A 26,046-nucleotide genomic window follows, 5' to 3' on the forward strand; every position below is an offset into this window, starting at 1 on the left:
GCCTCGCGGTCGCACCCCCGACTTCGTAACGGCGGCCACTGCTGAAAAGGCCGCCTGCGTGACCATGGTGCGGACCACTGACGTGGACGCGGTGATGGACGGGTTCGGCGGGGTGATGAGCGAGGCTCGATTTCTTCCGTTCGACGAGGCGCGAGCCCTGGAATCCGTTGACCTCGATCGCGACGACGTACTCGCCCTGCCTACTGGAGCGTGAAAGGCGCGACCAGGTTCGCTTACGCGGCCGACGGCCGGGTCAAGACGGCGTTCGAGGCGGGAGCGTACTCGGGGCGGTGGGGCGACGACCCGGACTGCCTGTCGTCGGTGGTCGCGGACGTCGACTGGGAAACGTACCAGTGGCAGGAGAGCCTGCTTGTGCTCGCCGCCAGGATCACCGGGCAGCCGTGCACCGAAGACTGGCTGGACGGCGACGTTCTCATCGCGCCGATCGCGCAGCACGTCGAGGACGTGCGGCCGGTGACACCGGGGTTCGAGCCGCTGGAATACCAGCATCCGGTACTCGCCGCCGCGTTGCGGCGCGCCGACGACGAGGCGCTGATGACGGTCGCGCGTGCCGCCGTCGACGGGCTGGTCGCATCGTCCGGCCTGCCCGGGGTTCCCGACGACGACGCCGAGTTCGAAGAAATGATCCGCATGGCCCGCTACGAGGCGGGTACGGACGTCTTCGATGACGATCACCTGTGGTTTGCCGCCCTGGATGCCGTTCGCGTGCTCCGGCTCGCGCCGAACCCACTGACCGCCGCGTTCAGGACGATCGCCACGGCGGAACTCGCCAAGCGGCGGGACAACGCCGATCCGGCGCCGCTGCTCGCCGGTTTCCTGGAGCTCCTGGGAAATCCGCCGGCACCGTCTGGTTCGGACGGTGCCGTGGCCGGCGACGGCGGCCCGCTGGAGCGCCACGCGTGGATCACCGATCACTGGCTCGGTCTCAGTGCCTCGATCACCTACGCACGAGGTATCCCGCTCGACACCGTAGCGGCGGCATTCGGTGACGTCGCTTTGGGCACGGGGCCGGTCTCACTGACCGACACCGAACAGGTCGCGCTGCGGCGCGAAGGCGAGTGGACACTCGCGATCGCGTTCAACCGGAGGCCGTTCTCGCAGAAGGTGGTCGACGCTCTCCGTCCACATGGGACTGTTCTCTGCATCGACTGGGAGACGAACGGCAACCGGCTGGTCTACTACGCCGAACCCGGCTCGGATGTCGCCGTGATGCGGCCGGAGCACCGTGACGCCCCGCCACTGCTCGCGCCCTATACCGCGTCTCTTCCGGCCCCAGCGAGTAACGCCGCGCCGTGGTTGCTCGCGCTGGGGGAAGTCATCACCGGCATCGCCTTCACCCCGGACGGGCTCGACGCTCAGCACACGCTCATCGGCCCTGGTCCAGGTGAGCCCGAGCTTCGCGCGGCCGGGCCTCGATCCGCGGGACTGGGACATCGAAGCCGGGCTCTACCTGAGCCTGATCTCCCTGTGTGTCGCCGCGGCGGACCCCCTGTCTCAGGTCCAGTTGTCGGCGAAATTCTTGAACGCGGCCTTCGTTCCCGATCCGGCTACCCAGGCGAAGGGGCGGCCGGTGGCCCCCTTGGTTGTCCTCCTCCGGCCGCGCTTTCTGTCTAGCCGTATGGGGTTGTTTCGTGTCGGCACCGGGTCGGTGAACAACCAATGGCGGACAACCGAGGGTTCTGCGCGGTGCGGACGGGGTGGATGATCGGGCGACGGGGAAGGGAGGCTTCGATGCCACGACCGGAACGGCCTTTGGACGCCGACGGCGATGTGCTGCAGCGTCTGGCAGCTGGTTTGCGGCGTTTGCGCGAGCGCGCGGGGTCTCCCGGCTATCGGGAACTAGCGCGGCGGGCGCACTATTCGGCCACCACGCTGTCGAATGCCGCGGCGGGCCGGAAACTGCCAAGCCTCGCGGTGATGCTGGCGTATGTGCGGGCGTGTGGCGGGGATCCCGTGGAGTGGGAGGCGCGGTGGCGGGCGGTCGCGACCGAATTGGCGCCGATGGAGTTGGAGACCCCGGAGCAGGACCTGCGCGCGCCCTATGTCGGCTTGGGCACGTTCCAGCCGGAGGACGCCGATCGGTTCTTCGGACGGTCGCGGCTGGTGGCGGAGTTACGCGACCAACTGACCCAACGTCGTTTCGTGGCGGTGTTCGGGCCCTCGGGCAGCGGGAAGTCGTCGTTGCTGCGGGCCGGACTCGTTCCGGCCTTGGCGGGCGGGGATCACCACGGTCGGCCGGTGGTTTTGTGCACCCCCGGCGAGCACCCGCTGGAGGAGGGCGCGGCACAACTGGCGCGGCTGATGGGGATTCCGGCCAGCGCCGTGCTGGCCGACCTGCGGGCCGATCCGCACCATCTGCATCTGGCGATCCGCCAGGCCCTGGCCGACCGGCCCGGCGATGTGGAGCTGCTGATCGTGGTGGACCAGTTCGAGGAGGTTTTCACCCTCTGCCAAGACATCGGTGAGCGGGCGCAGTTCATCACGGCGCTGCTCGGCGCCGCGCGGGCGAGCACCAGCCGGGCTCGGATCGTGCTCGGAATCCGCGCCGACTTCTACGGCCGGTGCGCCGAACATCCGGATCTGATCGAAGCGCTGCGTGACGGTCAGACCCTGGTCGGCGCGATGGCCGCGGACCAGCTTCGTGAGGCGATCGTGCAACCTGCCGTCCGCGCCGGGCTGACCGTGGAGAACGCGCTCGTCGCGACCATCGTCGCGGAAATGGTGGGCCGCCCCGGCGCACTGCCGTTGATGTCGCACGCGCTGGTGGAGACCTGGCGCCGCCGCCGGGGTACCACGCTGTCGCTGGCCGGATATCAGACCGCGGGCGGGGTGGAGGGCGCGCTCGCTCAGAGCGCGGAACGCGTCTACCAGGCTCTCAACCGCGACCAGCGGAGCCTGGCCCGGGAGATGTTCCTGCGGTTGACCGCACCGGGCGAAGGCACCGAGGACACCCGGCGTCGCGTCCGGCGCGGCGAACTCGACCGTATCCACCCGGGGGACGACGGTGCCGGCTCCGATTTCGGGGTGGTGCTGGACATGCTCGTGCGGGCACGCCTGCTCACCGTCGGGGAGGAAACCGTCGAGATCACGCACGAGGCGCTGATCCGGTCGTGGCCCCGGCTGCGCGGGTGGCTCGCCGAAGACCGTGACGGGCTACGCCTGCATCGGCAGCTCACCGAGGCCGCCCGAACCTGGGAAACGCTGGACCGTGATCCCGGCGCGCTGTACCGGGGACTGCAGCTGGCGCTGACCCGGGAGTGGGACGAGCGCCGCCGGGCCAGACTCACGGCCAGCGAGCGGGAATTCCTGGACGCCGGTATCGACCAGCAGACCCGCGAGTATCGCTCGTCCCGGCGCCGCACGCACCGAGTGTTGGCGACCTTGGCGTGTCTGGCGCTCGCGGTGAGCGTGGCCATCACCGCCGGTGTGGTCGCGATCCAGCGCGGGCACGCAGCCGCGGACCAGCAAAGAACAGCGCTCTCACGGGCTCTGGCGGCGAGGTCCACCGCCCTGGCCGCCAGCCAGCCGGAGGCGTCGATGCGGCTCGCGGTCGAGGCCTTCGATCAGGCCCCCACCCCCGAGGCCCGCGGCGCCCTGCTCACCGCGCAGACCCAACCGTTCCAAGCCCGGCTCTACGGTTCCCCATCCGACACCTGGCTGTCCGTGCGATACAGCCCGGATGGCACCATCCTGGCCGCCGGCAGCACGAACGGCGACATCAAACTGTGGGACACGCGAACGCACACCCCCTTGCCGGGACCATCTCGCGCCAATGCCGCCATTCGAGCATTGGCATTCAGTCCCGACAGCCACACCCTCGTCACCGCCACGACGAGCGATCCAGCCACCCTGCGGTTCTGGGACGTCACCTCCGGCGAAGAGACTTTCAGCCGAACCCACCACGGGAAAGGGATCATGGCCTTGACGTTCAGCCCGGACGGGCGAACGCTCGCCGTCGCCGGTGAAGGAGCCGCGCTCTGGGATGTCGCCTCGCACCGGGAAATCGCGACGCTGACGCCCGATGCTCCCGGGGTCTGGGGCGCGTCGTTCAGCCCTGACGGCCGCACCCTGGCCACCGGGGACTCCACCGGCACGATCACGCTCTGGGACGTGCCGTCGCACCAGAAACGGCTCGCCTGGACCGGCCGTCCCCTCATCCGGCAGGCGGCCTTCAGCCCGGACGGACTGACCCTCGCGACCGCCAGCTATGACGGCGCCGTGCAGCTCTGGGACCCTGCCACAGGCCACGAGGACGCCACCCTCACCGGCTCCTCCGCCACCATGGCGGTGGCCTTCAGCCCCGACGGCCGGACCCTTGCCGCCACGGGGGACGAGACCGCTCTGTGGGAGATCGCCACCCGGCAAGCGCGGGCGATCTGGAGCGGCCACCGCAGCACGATCGCAGACGTCGCGTTCAGCCCGGACGGGCGACAGTTGGCGACCGCCGGCGAGGACAGCACCGTCGCTGTGTGGAACACGACGGGCACGGGGAACACCAGCGGTAGCGTGCTCTCCACCGCGCCAGCGGCACCGGTGCTCGGAATCTCCCTCACCCCCGGCAGTGACATCGCGACCACCGCGACCCGCGACGGCACGGTCGATCGATGGAACACGAAGAGCGGCGGCACAATCGGCACCTGGGTCACCGGTATCGGTGCCCTGCGCACGCTGACCTTCAGCCGGGACGGACAGGCTCTGGCCGCGATCAGCCGTGATGGCCACCTGGCGCTGTGGACCGCCGAGCGGGGCTGGGAAACACCCGCGTGGCTACCGGATGCCTACCTTGTCGCGGGTGTGGCCTTCAGCGCGGACGGCCATACTCTGGCGACCGTCGAACAGGGAAGCGTCGTCAGCTATACGAGCGTGACCTTGTGGGACCTCGTGCACGGCAGGAAGATCGCCACGTGGCCCTCCACCGGACGGTTACCCGGCGACATCGCCTTCAGCCCCGATGGGCACAGCCTGGCCACCACCGGCGACGGCGCCGCGAAACTGTGGGATCTGTCCGGCCATCAGACGAACAGCCACCCTATCGGCTACCACGACACCTTTACCGCACTCGCCTTCAGCCCCGACGGGCATACCCTCGCCCTCGCCGCCGCGGACGGCACCATCATCTTGCGGGACGGTACAACCGGCGCGGAAACCACCACCCTCACGAGCCGATCAACCCCTCTCGACCGCATCGCCTTCAGCCCCGACGGGACAACCCTGGCCGCCGGCGGCCGCGATGGCACTGTTTACCTGTGGGATCCCGCCTCGAAGACCGAAATCGCCACCCTCGCCGGTCACGGCGGCAGTGTCACCGCGCTCGCCTTCAGCCCCGGGAGCGACGTTCTCGCCACCGCCGGCGACGACGGCACCACCAGACTGTGGAACCTCGACACAACTATGGTCGCCGGGCGCCTGTGCACGACGACGAGCGGCACGATCAGCCCGGAACAATGGGCACAACTCATTCCGGAGCTGCCCTACCGGACCCACTGCCCATGACCGCGCTCCGGCGGACCCCGGCCCGGAGACACGCTCCTCCTTCTTTGTCCATTTCCTTCCCAAATGGGCTGACCTTTTGCCTGTAAGTGCAGAGGAATGACACGCCGGCCTTGCCGACTGTAAGCTGGTTCACAGTGCGGCGCACCGCTCGGCGACGTGAAACGCGTTCGCCGGCAGGAGGCGCCGGGGAATGGTGTCGACGCAAGGTGACCTTTTCAGTTCGATAGACCGTCGGATTCCGCGGCCGCGATAGGGGTTTCCCGACGAGGTCGGCTTCACCTCCTCGTCCTCATAGTTCTGATCACAACGGTGTTGACCGGTCCCTCTGATCCGGCTTCTCGCCAAAGCACGGAAAACAGCGCGGAGCGATTCCCGGAGCGGCTGAGAAAACGCGAAGAGAAAGCGGTTACATCGACATGAGCGAACCCCGGCCGTCGCGGGTCGAACAGGGCAGGACGCCCATGAATCCCGGCCAAGGAGCGGCATGAAGCCGGTGAACGTGTTCCTCTCCGGCCTCGGTTGCTGGTTGCCGACCGCCTACGCCGCATCGGAGGCAGCCGCCGCGGGCCTGTATGACGCCACGGTGTTCGCCGAGAGCAGGCTGCGTGGCGTGCTGGTCGCCGGTCCGGAGTCGCCGCCGGAGATGGCCGTACGGGCCGCGCGGACGGCACTCGCCCGCACCCCGGGCGGTGCCGCGGCGATCGGGGCGCTGCTGCACGGTTCGACGTTCTACCAGGGGCCCGAGATGTGGTCGCCGTCGGCGTACATCATGCGGGAGTTGGGCATCACGGGGGCCGGTGGCACCGAGATCCGCAACGGGTGTAACAGCATGCTCACCGGTATCGAACTGGCGGCAGGCCTGCTCTCGCACCAGCCGCCCGGCCGTCCGGACATCCTGCTGACCACGGCGGACAACTTCAATTCGCCCTTGTTCGACCGGTGGGACAGCGGGCCGATGGGCGTGATCGCCGCCGACGCGGCGAGCGCCGTGGTGATCAGCCCGGCCGCCGGCTTCGCCCGCGTCGACGCGGTCGTCTCCCGGATCTATCCGGAGTTCGAGGCGATGGCGCGCGGCGACGAGCCGCTGTTCCCGCCTACCGGCTCCACGGGCCGGCGGATCGACACCGTGGGACGCGCCCGGCAGTTCAACGAGCGCGTGCGGGAAATCGGCGGGATGAGTGTCGCCGACGGCATAGCGAAAGCCTGCTCCGAGACGGCGCTCGCAGCCGTGGACGAGGCCGGCATCGGCGTCGGGGACCTGCGCTGGGTCCTCGTGCCCAACGGCGACGAGGCGACCACCCGGAACTGCATGATGGACCCGCTCGGCCTGGATATTTCCCGATCGCAGTGGGAATTCGGGTGCGGGATCGGACACGCTTCGTCCAGCGACCAGTTCATCGCCGTCGACCATCTGCTGCGCACCGGGCAACTCGACGCGGGTGACCACCTCCTGCTCTTCGGCGGCGCTCCGGGATGGTCGGCCGTGGCGGTGGTCCTCACCATCACCGAACTGCCCCTCTGGACATAGGGACCGAGCACGGCCGAGCAGAAGGAGTCTCGTGGTGGTGCGGCAGCAGGACCCGATCGCCATCGTGGGCATGGCGTGCGAGTTCCCCGGCGCGGATGGTGTCCCGGCGTTCTGGAAGATGCAGCTCGACGGGGTGGACGCCACCACGGACGTCCCCATCGACCGGTTCCCCATCGACAGTTTCCACGACCCCCGCCCGCGCACGCCCGGACGGATCGTCAGCCGCCGCGGCGGTTTCCTGCCCGACATCCGGGGCTTCGACGCCCGCTACTTCGGCGTCTCCGGCCGCGAGGCGAGCCACATGGACCCGCAACAGCGGCTGCTGCTCCACACCGCCGCCGCGGCCGTGCGGGACGCGGGCCTGACGCCGGAGCAACTCGCGGGGAGCCCGACCGCGGTCGTCGTCGGGCAGCGCACCGCCGAGTACTGGGACCTGCTGCGCGCCGCCGGGGCGCTGGACATCTATGCCAACACCGGCACCTCCCGCAGCGTCCTGTCCGGCCGCCTGTCGTTCTTCTTCGATCTGCGCGGCCCGAGCACCTCCGTCGACACCGCCTGCTCGTCGTCGCTGGTGGCCGTGCACCAGGCGTGCGCCGCGCTGCGCGGTGGGGAGGCGACCCTCGCCCTGGCCGCGGGCGTCAACCTGGTGCTCACACCGGAGGAGAGCATCACGTTCTCCCAGGCGGACATGCTGTCCGCGGACGGTCTGTGCAAGTTCGGCGCGGCCGGTGCCGACGGCTTCGTCCGCAGTGACGGCGTCGGCGTCGTCGTGCTCAAACCGCTGGCGCGGGCCGAGGCGGACGGGGACCGGATCCACGCGGTCGTCCTCGGCTCGGCGGTCGAGAACGAGGGCCGCAGCAGCGGTTATCTGATGACCCCGTCGGAGACCGCCCAGATCGACACGATGCGGCACGCCTGCTCGCGCGCCGGCGTCGACCCGCGCGCCGTCGGGTTCGTGGAGGCGCACGGCACCGGCACACCCACCGGCGACCCGATCGAACTGCGCGCACTGAACGCGGTGTACGGCACGGGCGCGGGCCGGTCGGCGGCGGACCCCCTGCTGGTCGGCTCCGTGAAGACGAACATCGGTCATACCGAGGCGGCCGCCGGCATCGCGGCGGTCATCAAGGCGGCGCTGTGTGTCGCGCACGGCGTGGTCCCGCCCAGCCTGCACAGCGATCGGCTGACCGACGCGGTGGACTGGGACGGCATGGCGCTGGAGATCCCGCAGACCACCCGCGACTGGGGCCGGGACGGCGCTCTCCGGTATGCCGCCGTCAGCTCGTTCGGCATTTCCGGCACCAACGCCCACGTCGTCCTCGGTGAGCACCGCTCCGCCGCCGTGCCGCCGCCCGCCGAGCCACAGCCGTACCTGCTCGCGCTTTCGGCGCACACGCCCACCGCGCTGAGGGAACTCGCCGACGCCTACGCGGACTTCCTCGAACCAGGCGGGGAAGGGCGCCGGCACGAGCTGCGCGACGTCAGTTTCAGCGCGCTGGCCCGCAGCGCCCATCACCGGCACCGCATGACCGTTCTCGCCCCGGATCACGACCAGGTCGTCCGGCAACTGCGCAAGGGCAGGCCGATCGTCGCCGCCGACCCCGGCGCGCGGTGGAAGACCGTCTTCGTCTTTCCCGGCCAGGGCTCCCAGTGGGCCGGCATGGGGCGCCGGCTCCTGCGCACCTCCACGGTCTTCCGGAAGACGGTCGAAGAGTGCGATCGGCACGTCCGCGCCGAGCGCGGCTGGTCGGTGATCGAGCACCTGACCGCCGACGACGAGGCGGCCTGGCCGATCGACGTGGTGCAGCCGCTGCTCTGGGCGGTCGAGGTCGGACTGGCCGCGCTCTGGCGGGCGTGGGGCGTCGTGCCCGATGTCGTGATCGGACACAGCATGGGCGAGGTCGCGGCCGCCTGCGCCACCGGCGCGCTCACCCCGGCCGACGGCGCCGCGGTGATCTGCCGCCGCAGCGCCCTGCTCAAGGAGATCGCCGGAGCCGGGTCCATGGCCGCCGTCGACCTGCCCGCCGACGAGCTGCGGCGGGAACTCGCCGACGTGACCGACGTCGACGTCGCGGCGAGCAACGGCCCACGGCGCACCATCATCTCGGGCAACACGGCGGCGGTGGAGAAGGTGCTGGCCGAACTGGCCGAGCAGGACGTCTTCGCCAGGATCGTCAAGGTGGACGTCGCCTCGCACAGCAGTCAGGTCGACTCTCTGCTGGACGCGCTGCGCGGCGCCTTGGAGCCGGTCCGGCCCCGTAAGGGCCGGGTGCCGCTGCGTTCGACGGTGACCGGGGAACTGCTGACCGGTGAGGAACTGGACGCGGAGTATTGGGTGCGCAACCTCCGCGACGAGGTCCGCTTCCACGCGGCCGTCGACGCCGAGATCGCCGGCACCGAGGCGGCGGTCGTCGTCGAGATGAGCCCGCACCCCATCCTCACCGCGGCGGTGAAGGAATGCCTGCCCGAGGAACGCAACGACGACCAGGTGGTGCCCTCGTTGCTGCGCGACACCGACGACCTGACCGCGCTGCTGACCTCCGCCGGGCAGCTTTACCAGGCCGGATACCCGCTGCGGCACCGCGCACTGTTCGACGGGCCGGCCGCCTTCGTGGGGCTGCCGGCCTATCCCTTGCAGCGCACGGAATTCTGGTTCGAGCAAACGGCCGGCCCGCGAATGACTCCGCCCGCGACGGACCGCCCGGGCGGGCACCCGCTGCTCGGCGCACACACCGTCCTCGACGACGGCGCGCACCGGTGGGAAGGCCCGATCGACCTGGAGCGCAACGCCTACCTCCTGGACCACCAGGTGCAGGGCATGGTCATCCTGCCCGGCACGGCCTATCTGGAACTCGCGGCGGTGGCCGCCGAAGTCACCGCCGCCGATGTCGTCGTCACGCACGTCCGCTACGACAAGGCGCTCTTCTTCACCGCCGAAAACCCGCCGGTGCTGCGGGTGACGCTGCGGCCCGCCGGCCGGGGGTGGGTCTTCGACGTCGCCACCGCCGACGGCGCCGACTGGGTCCGGCACGCGCACGGCCAGGTCGAGCAGGCGCCCGCAGGCGTACCCCTCGTGGACATCCCGGGGGACACGCCCGACCAGATCGCCGCACGCGTCCCAGACCACCTCACCGGCGCGGAGTTCTACCGACGGTGCGCGGCCCGCGGCAACGACTGGTACGGCGTCTTCCAGGGCATCAGACAGGTGTGGCGCGGCGACGACGAGGCACTCGCGGAGGTCGCCGTCCCGGCAGGCCTCGCCGAGTACGAGCGGCACCACGTCCATCCGGCGGTCCTCGATGCCTGCGGGCAGGTGCTCGCGGCCACCCTGGCCGACTTGGCGGTCCCCGGCGAGCAGCACGCGTTCATCCTGGGCTCCGTCGAAGCGTTCCGCCGCCATGGTCCGCTGACCGGGACCCTCTACAGCCATGTGGTGCAGCGCGACCTGACGCCCGAGTCGTTCAGCGGCGACATCGCCGTCCGCGACGAGCGGGGCACGTTGCTGGCCGAATTCCGCGGCCTGCGGATCCGCTGGCTGCTGCGCCGGGAACAGCCCGGCCCGCTGACCGACTGGCTCTACGAGCCGCGGTGGACGCCGGCCGCCGCGCCCCCGGCAGCGCCGCGGGCGGCCACCGGGGCCTGGCTGGTGTTCGAGGACGAGGACTTCGGGCCGCGGCTCGCACCGGACCATGGCGCGCGGATCTCGGTACTGCCAGGGGAGAGGTACGAGCGGACCGGCGATGGGACGTACCGCATCGACCCGTCCCGGCTCGATGACTACGCCCGGCTGTTGTTGGAGGTCGGACGCGAGTGTCCTGAGGGCGTCGCCGCCGTGGTGCACCTGTGGAGCATGCGGGCGCCGAGCCCGGTGGGGGTGGTGCCCCTGGGGCTGGGCAGTGTGCTGCTGCTGGACCGGGCGCTGTCCATCGCGCGGTGGGATGGCCCTGTCCCGCGGCTCGTGCTCGTCACCCGTGGCGCCGTGACGGTCACGGACACGGACGGGGTGCCGGATGCGGAACAGTACGCCGTGTGGGGCTTCGGACGTACGGCGGCGAGCGAACTGCCCGCCGTCCGGCACACCCTGATCGACCTGGACGCGGCCCAGGAAACGGCACGGACAGAACCGCTGGTCCGGGAAATCGCGGCCGCCGACGCGACCGAGGACCAGATCGCGCTGCGGGGGAATGCCCGGTACGTCCTGCGGCTGCGCCGCACCGCACCGGCGCCGGGCAGCGACGACGTCACCGAGTTCGTGCCGGCCGGCGACCGCCGCACCGGACCAGTGCGCACAGTGGCCGAGGCGCGGCCCCCGGCGGTCGACGAGGTGCAGATCGCCGCCGCCTACGGCGGGGTCGGCTTCCGTGACGTGCTCCAGGCCACCGGGGCCTACCCGGACCAGGACGACGACGGCAGGCTGGGCTGGGAAACCGCCGGTGTGGTGACGGCGACCGGTGCCGGAGTGCGGGGACTGCGGGTGGGCGATCGCGTGGTCGCCGTCGCCCATCCAGGCCTGGCCACGCGGGTCCTCGCCGATCGCCGGCTGACCCACCGGATCCCCGGCGGTCTCGGTCTCGCGGAGGCCGCCACCGTGCCGATCTCCTACCTGACCGCCTGGTACGGCCTCATGGAACTGGCCACGCTCCGCGAGGGCGAGAAGGTCCTCATCCACTCGGCCACCGGCGGCGTGGGACTCGCCGCGATCCAGGTGGCCCGGTGGCGGGGCGCCGAGATCTTCGCCACCGCCGGCAGCGAGAAGCGGCGGGCCCTCCTGCGGACGATGGGCGTCACCCAGGTCGCCGACTCCCGGGGCGACTTCGCCGGTCCACTGCTGGAGGCGACGTGGGGCGCGGGGATGGACGTCATCCTCAACTCGCTGACCGGGGCGGCTGTCGAAGCGAACCTCGGCATACTCGCCCCGTACGGACGCTATGTGGAACTGGCCAAGCAGGACGCCCGGCCGACCGGGCTGGGCGGGCTGCTGCGCAATGGTTCCTTCCAGGTCCTCGACATCGCCGCCCTCTGCCGCGAACACCCCGGACGGGCAGGGGCGCTGCTCGGCCGGGTTCTGCGGCTGATCGCGGCCGGTGAACTCACGCCGCTGCCCGCCGAGGTGTATCCGGCCGACGCCATCGACGCGGCGTTCGCCGACATGGCCGGGGCCCGGCACGTCGGCAAGGTGCTCATCGATCTGCCGGCCGCCCCGGCGGACCCGCCGGCACCCGCGCCGACCTCGATGCGGCCGGATGCGACCTATCTCGTGACCGGCGGCGCCGGGGGCATCGGTTCCGGGCTGGCCCGCCGGCTCGTCGCCCGCGGTGCCCGGCACCTGCTGCTCACCGGCCGCTCGGTGCCCGCCCTGGCCTCGCCGGACGGTGGCACCATCGCGGCCCTGCTGGAAGAACTGCGCGGCCTGGGCGCCGAGGTGCAGTACGCCCCGGTGGACGCGGCGGACGAGGCCTCGATGCGCCGGCTCGTCGGCAACCGCCGCGCCGCCGGCCGTCCGCCGATCCGGGGCGTCTTCCACACCGCCGGTGTCTTCCTGTACAAGCCGATCGGTGAGACCACTTTGCGGGATCTGGAAGCCGTGCTGAGACCGAAGCTGGAGGGCGCCCGTGTCCTCGACCGTCTCTTCGGGGACGACCTCGACCATTTCGTGCTGTTCTCCTCCGCGAACGCGCTGTTGGCCTCGCCCCAGGTCGCGGCGGCCGCCGCCGCCAACGCGGGCCTCGACGCGATCGCCCGCGGCCGTCGCGGCCGGGGCGGCAGGGCGCTCGCGGTGAACTGGGGTTTCTGGACCGATCGGGGCATGGCCGCACGGGCAGGCACCGAACTCGGACGGAACCTGATCCCGAGGGGCATGTCCGGCTTCACCTCCGAGGCGGGGTTCGCGGTCCTGGACCACCTCCTGGCCACGGGCGCCGGGGACACCGTGGTCATGCCGGTGGACTGGGCACAGTGGCGGGCCGCGTACCCGGTCGCGGCCGCTTCCCCGTTCCTGCGGGACGTCGTCGACGACACGCCGGCGCCCCATGCCACTGCGGCTCCGGCCGAGCGTGCACGGATCCGGCCGGAGCGCCGCGCACGGCCGACGGCTCCCGTCCAGCGGCCGGAACCCCCGCGTGCATCCTCCCCGTCCGGGAACGGGACGGCACAAGCCGGTGCGGCGGCACCCGCCGAGTCCTTCCTGGCCCAGGTCGCCGCCATCCTGCGCGTCGGCCCCGGATCACTCGATCCGGACCGGGACCTGACCAGCCAGGGACTCGACTCGTTGATGGCGGCTCAGCTCAGGCAGGAGGTGCAACGCTCGCACGGGGTGCTGCTGCCGATCTCCAAGATTCTCAGCCGGCTGACCCTCAGTGAGCTGACGGACCAGTTGGGCGCCACAGCACAACCGGAGTGATGCCCGATCGCGGCCGGGGCCCGCTTTCGCCGATGGCAGGATCGACCAGGTGCATATCAGGATCCTTGGGCCGTTCGAGGTTCGCGCGGACGACGGCACCGTCGCCGAGGTACCGGGCGCGCGGCTGCGCGGGCTGCTGGCCGCCCTCGCTCTCCGACCGGGCCAGGTGATTCCGAAGGCGACGCTCGTCGACTGGATCTGGGGTGAGCGCCCTCCCGCCGATGCGGTGAACGCCTTGCAGCGCTTGGTTTCCCGGTTGCGCAAGGCACTTCCGCGTGCGGTCGTGGAGGGCTTGACGGACGGCTATCGCCTGATGATCGAAGCTGACGCGGTCGACGCGGTGCGGTTCGAACGGCTCGTCGTCCAAGCACGCGGCGACCAGGGTCTGTTGCGGGTGCGGCGGCTGCGCGAGGCTCTGGAGTTGTGGCGTGGCCCGGCGATGCAGGACGTCGGTCTGCAGGAGAGCGAGGCGTTCGACGCCGCGGTCACTCGGCTCGACGCGTTGCGCCTCGCGGCAATGGAAGAGCGGTTCGAGGCCGAGATCGGCCTTGGCCACGGCGCGGAGCTGATCACGGAACTGACCGACCTGGTGGCCGCGCATCCGGTGCGGGAGAAGCTGGTTGCCGCGCTGATGCGCGCGCTGGTGGCCGCCGGCCGCGACAGCGAGGCGCTGCGGGCATATCAGCGCGTGAGAGAGGTCCTCGCCGGAGAGCTCGGCGCAGACCCGTCACCCGAGCTGTCCGCGTTGCACGTCGCGTTGCTGCGGGGCGAGATGGGGCGTCGCGAGGCGAACCGCAAGACCAACCTGCGCGCCGAACTGACCAGCTACGTCGGCAAGGACGCCGATATCGCCACCGTCCGCGAACTCGTGACCGGCCACCGGCTGACCACCCTGACCGGTCCCGGCGGTTCCGGAAAAACAAGGCTGGCAACGGAAACCGCCCGCACGTTCGCTGATCTGCCGGACGGGGCCTGGCTCGTGGAGCTCGCGGCCATCGGCGCCGACGGCGACGTGGCGCAGGCGGCGTTTTCCGGACTGGGGCTGCGAGACGCACTCCTCGGCGATGCGTCGAGCGCGGAGCCGGTGGACCGGCTCGTCGCCGCGCTCCGCGACCGGGAGACGCTGCTGGTCCTGGACAACTGCGAGCACGTGATCGAGGCCGCCGCCGCGCTCGCCCATCGGCTGCTCGGGGAGTGCCCGAGGCTGCGGATTCTCGCGACGAGCCGGGAACCGCTCGGCATCACCGGCGAGGCGCTGTGGCCGGTCGAACCGCTTGGCCTGGCGGACGCGGTCCAGCTGCTGACCGACCGCGCGGTCGCGGTGCGCAAGGACTTGGGCGTCGATGCCTCGACACTGGCGCGGGTCTGCAAGGCGCTGGACGGGATGCCGCTCGCGATCGAGCTGGCCGCGGCGAGGTTGCGCACCATGTCCATCGGCCAGCTCGCCGACCGGTTGGACGACAGGTTCCGGTTGCTGACCGGTGGCAGCCGTACTGCGCTGCCCCGCCACCGGACGTTGCGTGCGGTGGTCGACTGGAGCTGGGAGCTGCTGACCGACGCCGAACGGGTGGTGCTGCGCAGGCTGTCGGTCTTCGCCGGCGGGGCGAGCCTGGACGCGGCCGAGCGGGTGTGCGCGGGAGATCTCGTTGAGGAGAACGAGGTTCTCGAGTTGCTCACGGCGCTGACCGAGAAATCACTGCTGGTCGCGTCCGGTGATGGCGCACCGCGGTACCGGATGCTCGGCACCATCAAGGAGTACAGCGCCCAGCGGCTCGCGGAGGCGGGGGAGTCGGAGCCGGCGCGGCAGGCCCATCTGGCGTACTTCACCGAGCTGGCCGAGACGGCGGAACCGCGTCTTCGCCGTGCCGGGCAACGGGAATGGCTCGCCACGCTCAAGGCGGAGCACGACAACATCACGTCGGCGATGCGCGGTGCGCTCGCCGCCGGTGAGGCACACGCGGCGATGCGGCTCGCCGCGGCCGCCGCCTGGTACTGGTGGCTCACCGGCCGCAAGTCCGAGGGCATGGAACTGATCACCGCGGCCATCGACACACCGGGCGAGGTTCCCGACGGGGTCCGGGCGGTGGTCTACGCCCTCACCTCGATGTTCGTGACCTCCGGGCCGGGTGATACGCCCGAGGCCGCGCAGTGGATCCACAAGGCCTACGAGTTCGGCCGGCACAGTCGGCACGACCACCCCGGGCTGAGGCTGGCCATCCCGCTGGAACGATTGCTGTGCGAGCCGGATGCCGCGCTGCCGGCGTGGGAGTCGTTGCTGGACGACGAGGATCCGTGGGTGCGGGCGCTGTCCCGGCTGCACATCGGCAAGATGCGAATGATGCTTGGCCAGGGCGAGGACGTCCAGGCGTACTTCGAGGAGGCACTCGCCGAGTTCCGGGCACTCGGCGAGCGGTTCGGCATCTCCTTCGCACAGACCGAACTGGCCGATCACATCGCCCTGCGCGGCGACTTCGCCGAGGCATGCCAACACTTCGAACAGGCGATCGCGGCCGTCGCCGAACTCGGTGCGGTCGACGATGTCGTCCAGATACGCGTACGACAGGCACGGTTGTACTGGCTCATGGGCGACAAGGACGCCGGCGCGGCCGCGGTGGCCGAGGCGGAACGCCACGCCGAAGGGGTTACCTGGCCGGGCACGTTGGCCACGCTGGCACTGGCGAAAGCGGAACTCGCGCGGTGGAACGGCGACGCCTCGGACGCGTTCGGCCAACTCGGCGTCGCGATGCAGTTGCTGGGCGAGGAAGCGCCGCAACCACACATCCGTGCGGCGGCCCACGATCTGCACGGTTACTTCGCCGACGATCTGGGCGAAGCGCGTGCGCACCGGGCGGCGGCCTGTGAAGCAGCCGCCGAGACGGGATACGCACCCTTGATCGCGCGGATGATCGTCGGCGTCGCGGATCTGGCCTTGCGTCGCGAACAGTACGAGCACGCCGCACGGCTGCTGGCGGCGAGCGCCGGCGTGCTCGGCCTGGCGGACCGGTCCAACCCGGACGTGGCCCGGATCGGGCAGGCGGCCCGAAGCCGGCTCGGCGACGCGGCGTTCGACATGGCGGCCCGGGAAGGCGCGGAGACCGGCTGGACCGAGTTGGTCGCGGTGGTACTCGCGCCCTGACACGGTTCTCCGGCCGTGTCAGCGTCGTGACAGCGCGGTGTCCGGCCTGTCGGCGACCGTGGTGCCAAGACACCACCACGAAACGCGCGACCTGCACCGCGCTTGACGCGATCAGAGGCACTGAGCGCGGTTCAAGCCCGCCGGCGTGTGAGGCACAAGAAAGGCGCGACCTGCACCGGGCTTGACGCGATCAGAGGCGCTGAGCGCGGTTCAAGCCCGCCGGCGTGTGAGGCACAAGAAAGGCGCGACCTGCACCGGGCTTGACGCGATCAGAGGCACTGAGCGCGGTTCAAGCCCGCCGGCGTGTGAGGCACAAGAAAGGAAATCCGATGAGCCAGACGATCTCCGTCCCGCAGGGCCTGCCGATGGACCGCGACGCGGGTCCGTTCAACCCGCCCAGCCAGATCACCCGCCTGCGTGAGATCCGCCCCGTCAGCCCGATGATCTTCCCGGACGGCCACGAAGGCTGGCTGATCACCGGCTACGACGCCGTGCGCGAGGTCATGTCCGACACCAGGTTCAGCAACCGTCAGGACATCGGCATCATCCACGTGCCGTTCGAAACGCCCGGCATGCCGGCCGCCACCGAACCGTCCCCGCAGGTGCCGGGCCTGTTCATCAGCATGGACCCGCCGGACCACACTCGCTTGCGGCGAAAGCTGACCGGCGCGTTCACGGTCAAGCGGATGAAGCAGCTCGAAGAGGGCATCATCGCGATCACCGAGCGGCAGCTGGACTTGGTGGCGGCCCTCACCCCGCCGGTCGACCTGGTGCGGGAGTTCGCGCTTCCGGTGCCGTCGCTGGTGATCTGCGAACTGCTCGGCGTCCCCTACTCCGACCGCGAGACCTTCCAGGCGAACTCCTCGAAGTTCATGGAAAGGGATGTGACGCTGGAGGACAAGATGGCCGCGTTCGGCGCGATGATGGGCTACCTCGGGCAGCTGTGCGCGAACAAGCGCGCCGAGCCTGGCGAGGACATCCTGTCGGACCTGGCCCGCGACGAGGACCTCACCGTCGAAGAACTGACCGGCATGGCCTTCCTGCTGTTGCTGGCGGGCCACGAGACCACCGCGAACATGTTGGCGCTGGGCACTTTCGCCTTGTTGGAGCACCCTGCCCAGCTGGCCGAGCTGCGCTCTGACTCGTCCCTGCTGCCCGACGCCGTCGAGGAGCTCCTGCGTTTCCTGTCCGTAGCCGACATCTTCTACCGCTACGCCACCGAAGACATCGAACTAAGCGGTGAAACCATCCCCGCGGGTTCGACGGTCGTCGTCTCGCTGCTGGCCGCCAACCGCGACCCGCGGCGGTTCGACCACCCCGATGTCCTGGACGTGCACCGCAAGGTCCGCGGTCAGGTGGCGTTCGGCCACGGCGTCCACCAGTGCCTCGGCCAGCAACTGGCCCGCATCGAGATGCGAGCCGGTTTCGAGGGTCTGCTGCGCCGCTTCCCGGCCCTCCGGCTCGCCGTCCCGGCCGGCGAAGTGAAACTCCGCACCGACATGAACATCTACGGCGTCCACGAACTCCCGGTCACCTGGGCCTGACCTGCCGGCAGGCGGCGGTCACCGTACCGTCGCCTTCGCCCTTTTCGCGCCCGCCTCGATCTCCTTGTGCAGATCCCTGACGTAGCGCGCGAAATCCACCTGGATGGTGTGCCGCGGCGCGGCGTAGTACTGGCCGAGGTGCTTGCGTTCGTCGTGGGCGATGATCGCCTTCATCTCTTCGGCATCGGGCAACACATAGCGACCGGTCAGGTGCCGGGCGATGAGCTTGCTCTGCTGCTCGGCGAGGTTGACGATCGTGGGCGAAGCCTGCGCGAGACCCGCGTAGTACAGGTTGTCGATGCCGGGCTTGACGATCCGCTTGAACAGCGGGAGCCGGTGTCGCTCGTCCGGCAGCAGCGCCGGATCGTCGAAGAACGGGAAGGACATGGTGTATCCGGTCGCGCAGACGATGACGTCGGCCTCGACCCGGGTCCCGTCCACGCACACCACCGCGTCTCCGTCCAGGCGCGCGATCTCGGGAATGCACGTGAGATCGCCGGAGCCGGCCTTGGCGAGGAAGTCGATGCTGACCGACGGGTGCGCGGACAGCGGTTCGTGGTCCGGTTTCGGCAGCCCGTAGTCCTCCATGTTGCCGAGGATCTTCTTGATCGCCCGGCGGGACAGCGCCAGCCCCAGCTTCTTCGGCATCCACGGCGGCATCATCATCTTGTCGGCGGGCCGGCCGCCGCGGTACTTCGACAGCACCCAGACACCCCGGCGCGCGGACACCCAGACGTGCTGGGCGAGCGAGCGGTGCGACAGCTCGGAGGCGATGTCGAGGCCGGAATTGCCCATGCCCACCACGACAACGCGTTTGCCCCGCATGTCGACGGGACTGAACGGACTCCGGTAGGCGTGGCTGTGCAGCATCGTGCCGTCGAACGTGCCCGGGTACCCGGGCCATCGCGGGTTCCAGTGATGACCGTTCGCCACGACAAGCGCGTCGTAGCTGCGGGATTCCCCGGTGTCGAGCGTGACCTCCCAGGTGCCGTCGGGCCGCCGCACCGCACGGTCGACCGCGGTGTCGAACGTGATCGCCTCGCGCAGCCCGAAATGATCGACGTAGTCCCGGAAATACCGGTGGATCAGACTGTGATGGGGGAAATGGGGCCAGTCGTCGCCCGCCGGGAAGTCCTCGAACTGCAGGCGGGTGGTCGAGGTGTCGATGTGCAGCGATTCGTAACAGGCCGACCGGCCGTTGGGATTGCCGAAATACCAGTTGCCGCCGACGTCGTCGGATTCCTCGAAACAGTCGAAGGGGATGCCGTGGTCCTTCAACCGCTTCGCCGTGGTGAAGCCGGAACAACCGGCGCCGATGATGCAGACCGACGGAAGCGAACTCACGACTACCTCCTGCGCTGGCTACGGTGCCGCTGCCACTGTGACACCTTCGATGACACGGTGTCCAGTGAGTAGGCTGGGTGTCGTCGAGTGCTGGAGGTACATCGTGGGCGAGGGGCCGACGCTGCGGGAACGCCAGAAGCTGCGGACCCGCCGCGAACTGCTGGACTGCGCCAAGGCGCTGTTCGTCGAGCGCGGGTACGCCGCGGTCAAGATCGACGACATCGTCTCCGCGGCGGGATGCAGCCGCGCCACCTTCTACCTTCACTTCTCCGGTAAGCCGGAGATCCTGCAGAAGATCGGCGCGGAGACCATGGCGCGGCGCGCCGTGACGATGTACGCGGATCTCGACCCGGTACTCGCCTCGGGTTCCCGCGCGGAATTCGCCGGCTGGATGCGGCGCGCGGTGGAGTGGTTCGAGGCCAACCAGGAGATCCTGCCCGCCTGGGACGAGGCGGTCGCGCTCGAACCGGAGTTCCAGGCCATTGCCCGGCGGGCCGTGTCGGAGCTGCCCGCGGCGATGCCCCGCTACCTGGAGCGCTGGGGCCCGGATCGCGACCACGAAGCGCGCCTGAGGATCGAACTGCTGGTCAGCCAACTCGAACGGTTCTTCGTCCGCTGGGCGGTCCAGGGCACCATCGACTCCTCCGCCGACGAGGCGGCCGAGGTGCTCAGCGACATCTGGTTCACCGCCCTGCTGCCGCCCGAACATCGTCGCTGAACCGCGGCGGTATTACGCTCCCGTCTCGGGACGCGAGGGCGCCGCGGACCTTCAGCGGCTGTCCTTGGCCTTGGCGACGCCCTTCAGGAACTTCCGTTCCTCCCCGGTCGGGAGCATCACCACGACTCGGTCCACGCCGGCGGCGGCGTAGTCGTCGAGTGAGTCGAGGCGGGCGAGGAAGATCGTGATCTCCATGTGCCCCCGGCCGGCGGCCGCGGCGCGTTCCCGCAGCTCCGCGACCCGCTCCCGGAAGAAGCCCTGGTCCTCGTGGTGGCCGGGCATCCACCCGTCACCGTAGGCGAGGACCCGGTCGAACACGGTGGGGCCGTCTCCGCCGACGAGCACGGGCGGCCGCGGCTGCTGCAGGGGTTTCGGCCAGGCGTAGATCGAAACAGGACTGGAGGTTCATGAACCGTGTCGGCCCCACCATGTATTCACGGAACCGTGCCAGCGTGGGTCGATGGCCGTGTTGTTCACGTCGGAGTCCGTGACGGAGGGGCATCCGGACAAGATCTGCGACGCGATCAGTGATTCGGTGCTGGACGCGTTGCTGGAGAAGGATCCGCGTTCGCGGGTGGCGGTGGAGGCCCTGATCACGACGGGTCAGGTCCAGGTCGCGGGTGAGGTGACCACCGAGGCGTACGCCGACATCCCGACCATCGTGCGGGAGAAGATCCTGGAGATCGGTTACGACTCCTCCGCCAAGGGTTTCGACGGCAACTCCTGTGGGGTGAACGTCGCGATCGGTTCGCAGTCCCCGGACATCGCACAGGGTGTGCGGCGGCAGGATGTCGCGGATGAGCTGGACCGGCAGGGCGCGGGCGACCAGGGCCTGATGTTCGGTTACGCCTGTTCGGACACGCCTGAGTTGATGCCGTTGCCCATCGCGTTGGCGCACCGGTTGTCGCGGCGGTTGGCGCGGGTGCGCGAGGACGGGGTGGCGCCGTATCTGCGGCCGGACGGCAAGACGCAGGTGACGATCGAGTACGCGGGGGACCAGCCGGTGCGGCTGGACACCGTGGTGCTGTCGACCCAGCACGCCGAGGGCATCGACCTGGAGTCGATGCTGGGCGTGGATGTCCGCGAGCAGGTGGTCGCGCCGGAGCTTGCCGGGCTGGAACTGGACACCGCCGATGTGCGGCTGTTGGTGAATCCGACGGGCCGGTTCGTGATCGGCGGCCCGATGGGGGGTGCGGGCCTGACGGGCCGGAAGATCATCGTGGACACCTACGGTGGCATGGCCCGCCATGGTGGTGGCGCGTTTTCGGGGAAGGACCCGTCGAAGGTGGACCGCTCGGCGGCGTATGCGATGCGCTGGGTCGCGAAGAACGTGGTCGCGGCGGGGCTGGCGTCGCGGGTGGAGGTGCAGGTCGCCTATGCGATCGGCAAGGCGGCGCCGGTGGGGTTGTTCGTGGAGACCTTCGGGACGGAGACGGTGGATCCGTCGAAGATCCAGGCGGCGATCACGCGGGTGTTCGACCTGCGGCCGGCGGCGATCATCAGGGATCTGGACCTGTTGCGCCCGATCTACGCGCAGACCGCTTCCTACGGGCACTTCGGCCGCCCGGACCTGACCCTGCCCTGGGAAGACACCGACCGCGGCGAAGCGCTCGCCGGGTGCGTGTCCTGACCGCCGGGGCTGGTTCAGCCGCGCCGACGGGAATGTCCACAGTGGTTGGTCAGCGCACGGTGAAGCCGCCGTGCCTGCGAACGAGTTTCTCGAGGACCTTGCCCGGCCCACAGTCCGTCATCGTGCGGACGCCGTGCGCGGCCGCGAGATCGAGTGCCTCGGTGAACCGGACGGGCAGCACCAGCGCACGCACCAGTGCGCGGCGGATGTCCGACGGTGTGGTCGCCACCCGCACTTCGGTGGATGACACGAAGGGGACCCGGGCTTCCCGGATCTCCACGGCGTCCAGGAACTTCGCCCACTCTCGCACCGCACCCGCCATGTGCTGGCTGTGAAACGCACCGTCGATCGGCAGGATCCGGGCTTCGGCAGCGCGCGCGACCACGTCCTCGGCGATCGAGCGCACGGCCGGCCGGTCACCGGAGAGCACTATCTGGCGGGGGCCGTTGACGGCCGCGACCTCAAGCTGGGCGCCCGGCAGGGCGCCCAGCACGCGACGGCGAAGCCATTCGATCTCGGTCGGCACCAGGCCCAGCACCGCGACCATCGCGCCACCCCGCTGCCGGGCCTGCCGACGGCAGAGCTCCCCGCGCGTCACCGCCATCCGGAGAGCGTCCACATCGGACAGGGCACCGGCACAGGCCAGCGCGCTGATCTCGCCGAAACTGTGCCCCAGCACCAGTCCGATGTCCGGACGGGGCGTAGCGCGGGCGCCCGCGAGGCTGAGCGTCAGTATCGCGGGCTGCACCACGCGCGTGTCGGTGAGATCGAGCTCACCGAGCGTCGCGGCACACAGCGCCGACAGCAGGGGAGCGACGCGGTCGTCCCCGAGCCGTGCCAGTGCGTCGGCGAGTTCGGTCTCCGGTATGCCCTGGCCGGGAAAGCACAGCCCGATCATCTCCTCGCCCCTTTCAGTAGAGGGTGAAACCGCCGTCCACGACCAGGTTGTGGCCGGTGACGGCGTCGTTGTCGAGCAGGAACAGCACGGCCTCAGCCGCCCGGTCCGGATCGAGCGGGCGGCCGCGCAGCGTGCGTGCGAGGAGCGTGGTGCGGGCCTGCTCGGTGATACCCGTAGTGAGTTCGCTGTCCATGAATCCCGGCGTCACCGCGTTGACGAGGATGTTGCGCCGCGCGTACTCGGCGGCGAGCGTGCGCATGAGCCCGAGCAGGCCGGCCTTGGCGCTGGCATACGCCGACTGGCCCGGCACACCGCGGATCGCCGACGGTGACGAGACGAGCACGACGCGGCCGAACCTGCGGCGGGCCATCGACGGGAGCGCACACCGGAGCACGCGGTAGGCGCCGACGAGGTTGACCTCGATCACCTCACGCCACTCCCGCTCACTCTGCTCGACGGCGAGCCGGTCGGCCGTGGCCGCGGCGCAGTGCACGACGATGCCCACTGGCCCGAGCCGCCGGCGCACCTCGTCCATCATGGCCTCGACCTGGTCGGAGCGGGCGAGATCGGCTTGCACGGCGATGCCGGGTTCGCACGTCGGCGGATTCCGGCGCGCGTAGTGGCACGCGGTCGGAATCCCGCGCCGGGCAAGGAGATCCGCGACCCGGTTGCCGAGTGTTCCCGAGGCGCCGGTGACGAGCGCGACCGGTGGTGCGGCGGTCATCGCGCGGGCCAGGACGACAGGGTGAGGCCGCCGTCGGCGACAATGGTCTGGCCTCGGATCCAGCCGGACTCCGGGGACACCAGGAAACCCACGAGCCGGGCCAGGTCCTCGGCGGTGCCGAGGCGCGCGGCGGGGGTCCGCTCGGCGATCCGGTGCCTGGCTCCTGGCGCCAGCGTGTCGAGCACGGCGCTGTCGAGCGGGCCCGCGGACGCACAGTTCACCCTGACCCCCAACGGGGCGAGTTCCTCGGCGAGATACCGGGTCAGTGCCTCCACGGCGGCCTTCGTCACCCCGACCGCCGCGTACCCGGGGACAATGTTCCGCGCTCCGGTCGAGGAGAGGTTGCAGATCACCCCACCGCCCCGCATCAGCGCCGCGGCCGCCAGCGCGCAGTGCAGCGTGCCGTAGAGGTTGGTGTCCACCGCTCGCGCCCAGTCCTTGGCCGTGAGTTCGCGAATACCACCGAAACCGCCGGAAGCGGCGTTGTTCACCAGGATGTCGAGCGCGGGCCGCCTTTCCGCGATTCGGTCGAACATCGCCCGCACCGACTTCTCCCGCGCCACGGAGCCGCGTATCAGCTCGACCGAAGCGCCGCCGGCGAGCAATTCCGCCTCCGCGGCCTTCGCCGCTTCCTCGGCGTGGCAGTAATTGATGATCACGTGCGCGCCGCGCCGCGCGATCTCGTCCGTGATGACGCGCCCTGATCCGCGAGCGCCGCCGGTCACCAGGGCGACCTTGCCGTCGAGTGGTCCGGATTCGAATCGCATTTCGCTCTCTCGTCGATCGCCGGAGTTCCTGCTCAGTCTCGCGGTGCCGTGACGGAACTTCAATGCGACCATAGGAGCGGTATTAATACCGGCTGCCCGGTTAACCCTTGTGGCGGTCACGACCTGGTTTCGAGCACGCTACCGTGTTGTTATCCGCCGAAGAGGGGACAGGTCCGTGGGAGAGTCGAATCTCGACGGGTGGCGGGAGATCGAAGGCGTGATCTCGAGTCTGCGCAACGCCGTCGAGTCGCAGCAGGTAGCCATCGACAAGCTGAAGCGGCTGCATTCCGAGGTGCCGGATTCCGTTCACGACGCGAAGCGCGAATTTCGCGACAATACGGCACGGGAAAACGGGGAGGCGTCGTTCACGAAACGGCAGTCGCAGGTACTCGTGCTGCTCGCGAACGGGGCGAGCAACCGCCGTATCGCCCGCGTTCTGGGCATCAAGGAACAGACCGTGAAGGCCCACGTCCACGCGGTCTTCGTGAAGCTCGGGGCCACGCACCGCACCGAGGCGGTGAGCCTCGCCTACCGGCGGGGCATACTGTCCACAGGGGACCAGCCGGAGACCGAGATCGCGTAGGCGATGACGCCCGTGACCGGGAAACCGGACTCGCCGCACCGTGGTTCATCGTAGGCGACGGTGACCATGCGATCGATCTCGTCGCACGACACCACCGTGCCCGGCGCGTAGCCCGTGTGGTCATCACCGGAGTAGACCGGGGCGGTCACCCTGGTGCCCGGCCGGAGCAGCGTGGCCCGTCGCCCGGGGCAGGGATTCGGCCGGCATTCGATGTACATCGCCAGGTCGGGCAGGAACTGCGCGCGGTGCCTCATCACGGACGCTCCCTGCGCAGCCCGGCGACGATGACGCCGAGGATTTCGTCCGCCAGCGCCTCCGCGGAGAGGCGGCGCTTCGGCGAGTGCCACTCGTAGGTCCAGTTGAGCGCGCCGAGCAGCACGCGCACGGAACGCGCGACATCGACCGGGCGGTAACTGCCGTCCTCGATCGCCTTCCGCAGCGCCACCCGGAAGAAGCCCTCGTATCGGCGGCGCAAGGAGACGATCTCCCGCTGGTACTCCGTGTTGAGTTTGCGCCAGTTGTGGAAGTACACCACCACGGCCCCGGCGCGGCCCGTCATCACCCGCATGTGCGCGCGGCACAAAGCTCGGAGCTCTTCCTCGCCGGTGCTTGCCTGAGCCTTGGCGGCGATGGCCGACTCGGTGAACTCGCGCGCCACATCGAGCACGATCTCCCGCAGGATGTCGGCCTTGCTGCCCACGTGTGAGTAGAGGCTCGCGCTCTTGACGCCCATCGCGCCCGCGATCTGGCGGATCGTGGTGCCTTCGTAACCGTTGCTGCTGAACAGTTCCGTGGCGACCTCGATGAGCTTGCTGTACCGGGGGCGGGCGGCATCGAAGACGGCCGCGCCGGTCATGCGGAAACCGGGGCGACGAGGTAGTAGCAGTTGTCCTCGGGATCGCGGAAGCCCACCATGCGGATGCCCCACGCCTCCTCGGTGACCGGCTCGCCCTCGAAAGCCACGCCCCGGTCGCGCAGTTCCCGGTAGGTGTGGTCGACGTCGTCCACGGTGAAGCTGACGTGGTCGAAGCCCGGCGGGTTGCCCACCAGATCTCCTTTGCGCGTCGCCGCGGGCTCCCGCGAGGAGACCTCGAACACGTACAGGTACTGGGAACCGGCCGTGATCTGCGCCGACGGCGGCTCCCCCGCGGGATCGAGCTCGACCGGAAGGCCGACCTTGTCCCGGAAGAACTCCGCCACGCGGCGAACGTCCTTCACCGCGACCCCGATGTTGTCCAGCTTGCTGATCGCCACGTGTAC

At 70.2% G+C, this 26,046-nt stretch carries 18 protein-coding genes; 10 read left to right on the plus strand and 8 right to left on the minus strand.

The window, feature by feature from the left end; translation table 11 throughout:
- The first annotated feature begins 58 nt into the window (after positions 1-58).
- The 7 genes from ACFSXZ_RS11220 (at position 59) to ACFSXZ_RS11250 (ending at position 18,122) form a co-directional block, all read left to right on the plus strand.
- The gene (locus ACFSXZ_RS11220) at positions 59-214 is read left to right on the plus strand and encodes a hypothetical protein (protein ID WP_378264096.1); all 156 of its coding nucleotides are present in this window, start codon (positions 59-61) and stop codon (positions 212-214) included.
- A complete protein-coding gene (locus ACFSXZ_RS11225; protein ID WP_378264098.1) occupies positions 211-1,635 on the plus strand; it encodes a hypothetical protein in 1,425 nt (474 codons plus the stop codon). Before ACFSXZ_RS11220 ends, ACFSXZ_RS11225 begins: the two co-directional genes overlap by 4 nt.
- Before the next feature lie 117 nt (positions 1,636-1,752).
- Positions 1,753-5,514, plus strand: coding sequence for an nSTAND1 domain-containing NTPase (locus ACFSXZ_RS11230; protein WP_378264100.1), 3,762 nt, complete (start codon positions 1,753-1,755; stop codon positions 5,512-5,514).
- 484 nt (positions 5,515-5,998) lie between these two features.
- The gene (locus tag ACFSXZ_RS11235; RefSeq protein ID WP_378264102.1) at positions 5,999-7,042 is read left to right on the plus strand and encodes a ketoacyl-ACP synthase III family protein; all 1,044 of its coding nucleotides are present in this window, start codon (positions 5,999-6,001) and stop codon (positions 7,040-7,042) included.
- Positions 7,043-7,076: 34 nt separating this feature from the next.
- A complete protein-coding gene (locus ACFSXZ_RS11240) occupies positions 7,077-13,442 on the plus strand; it encodes an SDR family NAD(P)-dependent oxidoreductase (protein WP_378264104.1) in 6,366 nt (2,121 codons plus the stop codon).
- Between the two features lie 49 nt (positions 13,443-13,491).
- A complete protein-coding gene (locus ACFSXZ_RS11245; RefSeq protein WP_378264106.1) occupies positions 13,492-16,578 on the plus strand; it encodes a BTAD domain-containing putative transcriptional regulator in 3,087 nt (1,028 codons plus the stop codon).
- A gap of 329 nt (positions 16,579-16,907) precedes the next feature.
- Positions 16,908-18,122, plus strand: coding sequence for a cytochrome P450 (locus tag ACFSXZ_RS11250; RefSeq protein ID WP_378264108.1), 1,215 nt, complete (start codon positions 16,908-16,910; stop codon positions 18,120-18,122).
- An 18-nt stretch (positions 18,123-18,140) separates the two neighbouring features.
- Here ACFSXZ_RS11250 and ACFSXZ_RS11255 read toward each other — a convergent pair whose 3' ends face one another.
- Positions 18,141-19,466 carry a flavin-containing monooxygenase gene (locus ACFSXZ_RS11255; protein ID WP_378264110.1) on the minus strand — a complete coding sequence of 442 codons (1,326 nt, stop codon included), beginning with the start codon at positions 19,464-19,466 and terminating at the stop codon, positions 18,141-18,143.
- A 64-nt stretch (positions 19,467-19,530) separates the two neighbouring features.
- Here ACFSXZ_RS11255 and ACFSXZ_RS11260 point away from each other — a divergent pair, with 64 nt between their 5' ends.
- Positions 19,531-20,184, plus strand: coding sequence for a TetR/AcrR family transcriptional regulator (locus ACFSXZ_RS11260; RefSeq protein ID WP_378264112.1), 654 nt, complete (start codon positions 19,531-19,533; stop codon positions 20,182-20,184).
- Positions 20,185-20,235: 51 nt separating this feature from the next.
- On the opposite strand, the gene ACFSXZ_RS11265 is transcribed toward ACFSXZ_RS11260, so the two are convergent.
- The gene (locus ACFSXZ_RS11265) at positions 20,236-20,529 is read right to left on the minus strand and encodes an LLM class flavin-dependent oxidoreductase (RefSeq protein ID WP_378264114.1); all 294 of its coding nucleotides are present in this window, start codon (positions 20,527-20,529) and stop codon (positions 20,236-20,238) included.
- Positions 20,530-20,644: 115 nt separating this feature from the next.
- Here ACFSXZ_RS11265 and metK point away from each other — a divergent pair, with 115 nt between their 5' ends.
- Positions 20,645-21,814, plus strand: a complete 1,170-nt coding sequence (gene metK, locus ACFSXZ_RS11270; protein ID WP_378264116.1) for a methionine adenosyltransferase — start codon at positions 20,645-20,647, stop codon at positions 21,812-21,814.
- Positions 21,815-21,863: 49 nt separating this feature from the next.
- Here metK and ACFSXZ_RS11275 read toward each other — a convergent pair whose 3' ends face one another.
- From ACFSXZ_RS11275 to ACFSXZ_RS11285, 3 genes are read right to left on the minus strand one after another with little or no spacing between them, the layout of a single operon-like run.
- Positions 21,864-22,712, minus strand: coding sequence for an ACP S-malonyltransferase (locus ACFSXZ_RS11275; protein ID WP_378264118.1), 849 nt, complete (start codon positions 22,710-22,712; stop codon positions 21,864-21,866).
- Between the two features lie 13 nt (positions 22,713-22,725).
- Positions 22,726-23,436: an SDR family NAD(P)-dependent oxidoreductase gene (locus ACFSXZ_RS11280; RefSeq protein WP_378264120.1), complete on the minus strand. Its 711-nt coding sequence runs from the start codon at positions 23,434-23,436 to the stop codon at positions 22,726-22,728.
- Positions 23,433-24,203 carry an SDR family oxidoreductase gene (locus ACFSXZ_RS11285; RefSeq protein WP_378264122.1) on the minus strand — a complete coding sequence of 257 codons (771 nt, stop codon included), beginning with the start codon at positions 24,201-24,203 and terminating at the stop codon, positions 23,433-23,435. The genes ACFSXZ_RS11280 and ACFSXZ_RS11285 overlap by 4 nt, the downstream gene beginning before the upstream one ends.
- Before the next feature lie 175 nt (positions 24,204-24,378).
- On the opposite strand from ACFSXZ_RS11285, the gene ACFSXZ_RS11290 reads away from it, so the two are divergent.
- Positions 24,379-24,786 (plus strand): response regulator transcription factor, encoded by a 408-nt coding sequence (locus tag ACFSXZ_RS11290; RefSeq protein ID WP_378264124.1) that lies wholly within the window; start codon positions 24,379-24,381, stop codon positions 24,784-24,786.
- Here the strand turns inward: ACFSXZ_RS11290 and ACFSXZ_RS11295 are convergent.
- Genes ACFSXZ_RS11295 through ACFSXZ_RS11305 form a run of 3 tightly spaced genes read right to left on the minus strand, consistent with a single transcriptional unit; the run spans position 24,732 to position 26,040 of the window.
- The gene (locus ACFSXZ_RS11295; protein WP_378264126.1) at positions 24,732-25,043 is read right to left on the minus strand and encodes a hypothetical protein; all 312 of its coding nucleotides are present in this window, start codon (positions 25,041-25,043) and stop codon (positions 24,732-24,734) included. The two genes, ACFSXZ_RS11290 and ACFSXZ_RS11295, sit on opposite strands and share 55 nt — an antisense overlap.
- Complete coding sequence (locus ACFSXZ_RS11300; RefSeq protein WP_378264128.1) at positions 25,040-25,642, minus strand: TetR/AcrR family transcriptional regulator; 603 nt, start codon at positions 25,640-25,642, stop codon at positions 25,040-25,042. The genes ACFSXZ_RS11295 and ACFSXZ_RS11300 overlap by 4 nt, the downstream gene beginning before the upstream one ends.
- Complete coding sequence (locus ACFSXZ_RS11305; RefSeq protein WP_378264130.1) at positions 25,639-26,040, minus strand: VOC family protein; 402 nt, start codon at positions 26,038-26,040, stop codon at positions 25,639-25,641. Before ACFSXZ_RS11305 ends, ACFSXZ_RS11300 begins: the two co-directional genes overlap by 4 nt.
- Positions 26,041-26,046 lie beyond the last annotated feature (6 nt).

The sequence above is a fragment of the Amycolatopsis pigmentata genome (assembly GCF_042684065.1).
GTDB classification, from domain to species: domain Bacteria; phylum Actinomycetota; class Actinomycetes; order Mycobacteriales; family Pseudonocardiaceae; genus Amycolatopsis_E; species Amycolatopsis_E pigmentata.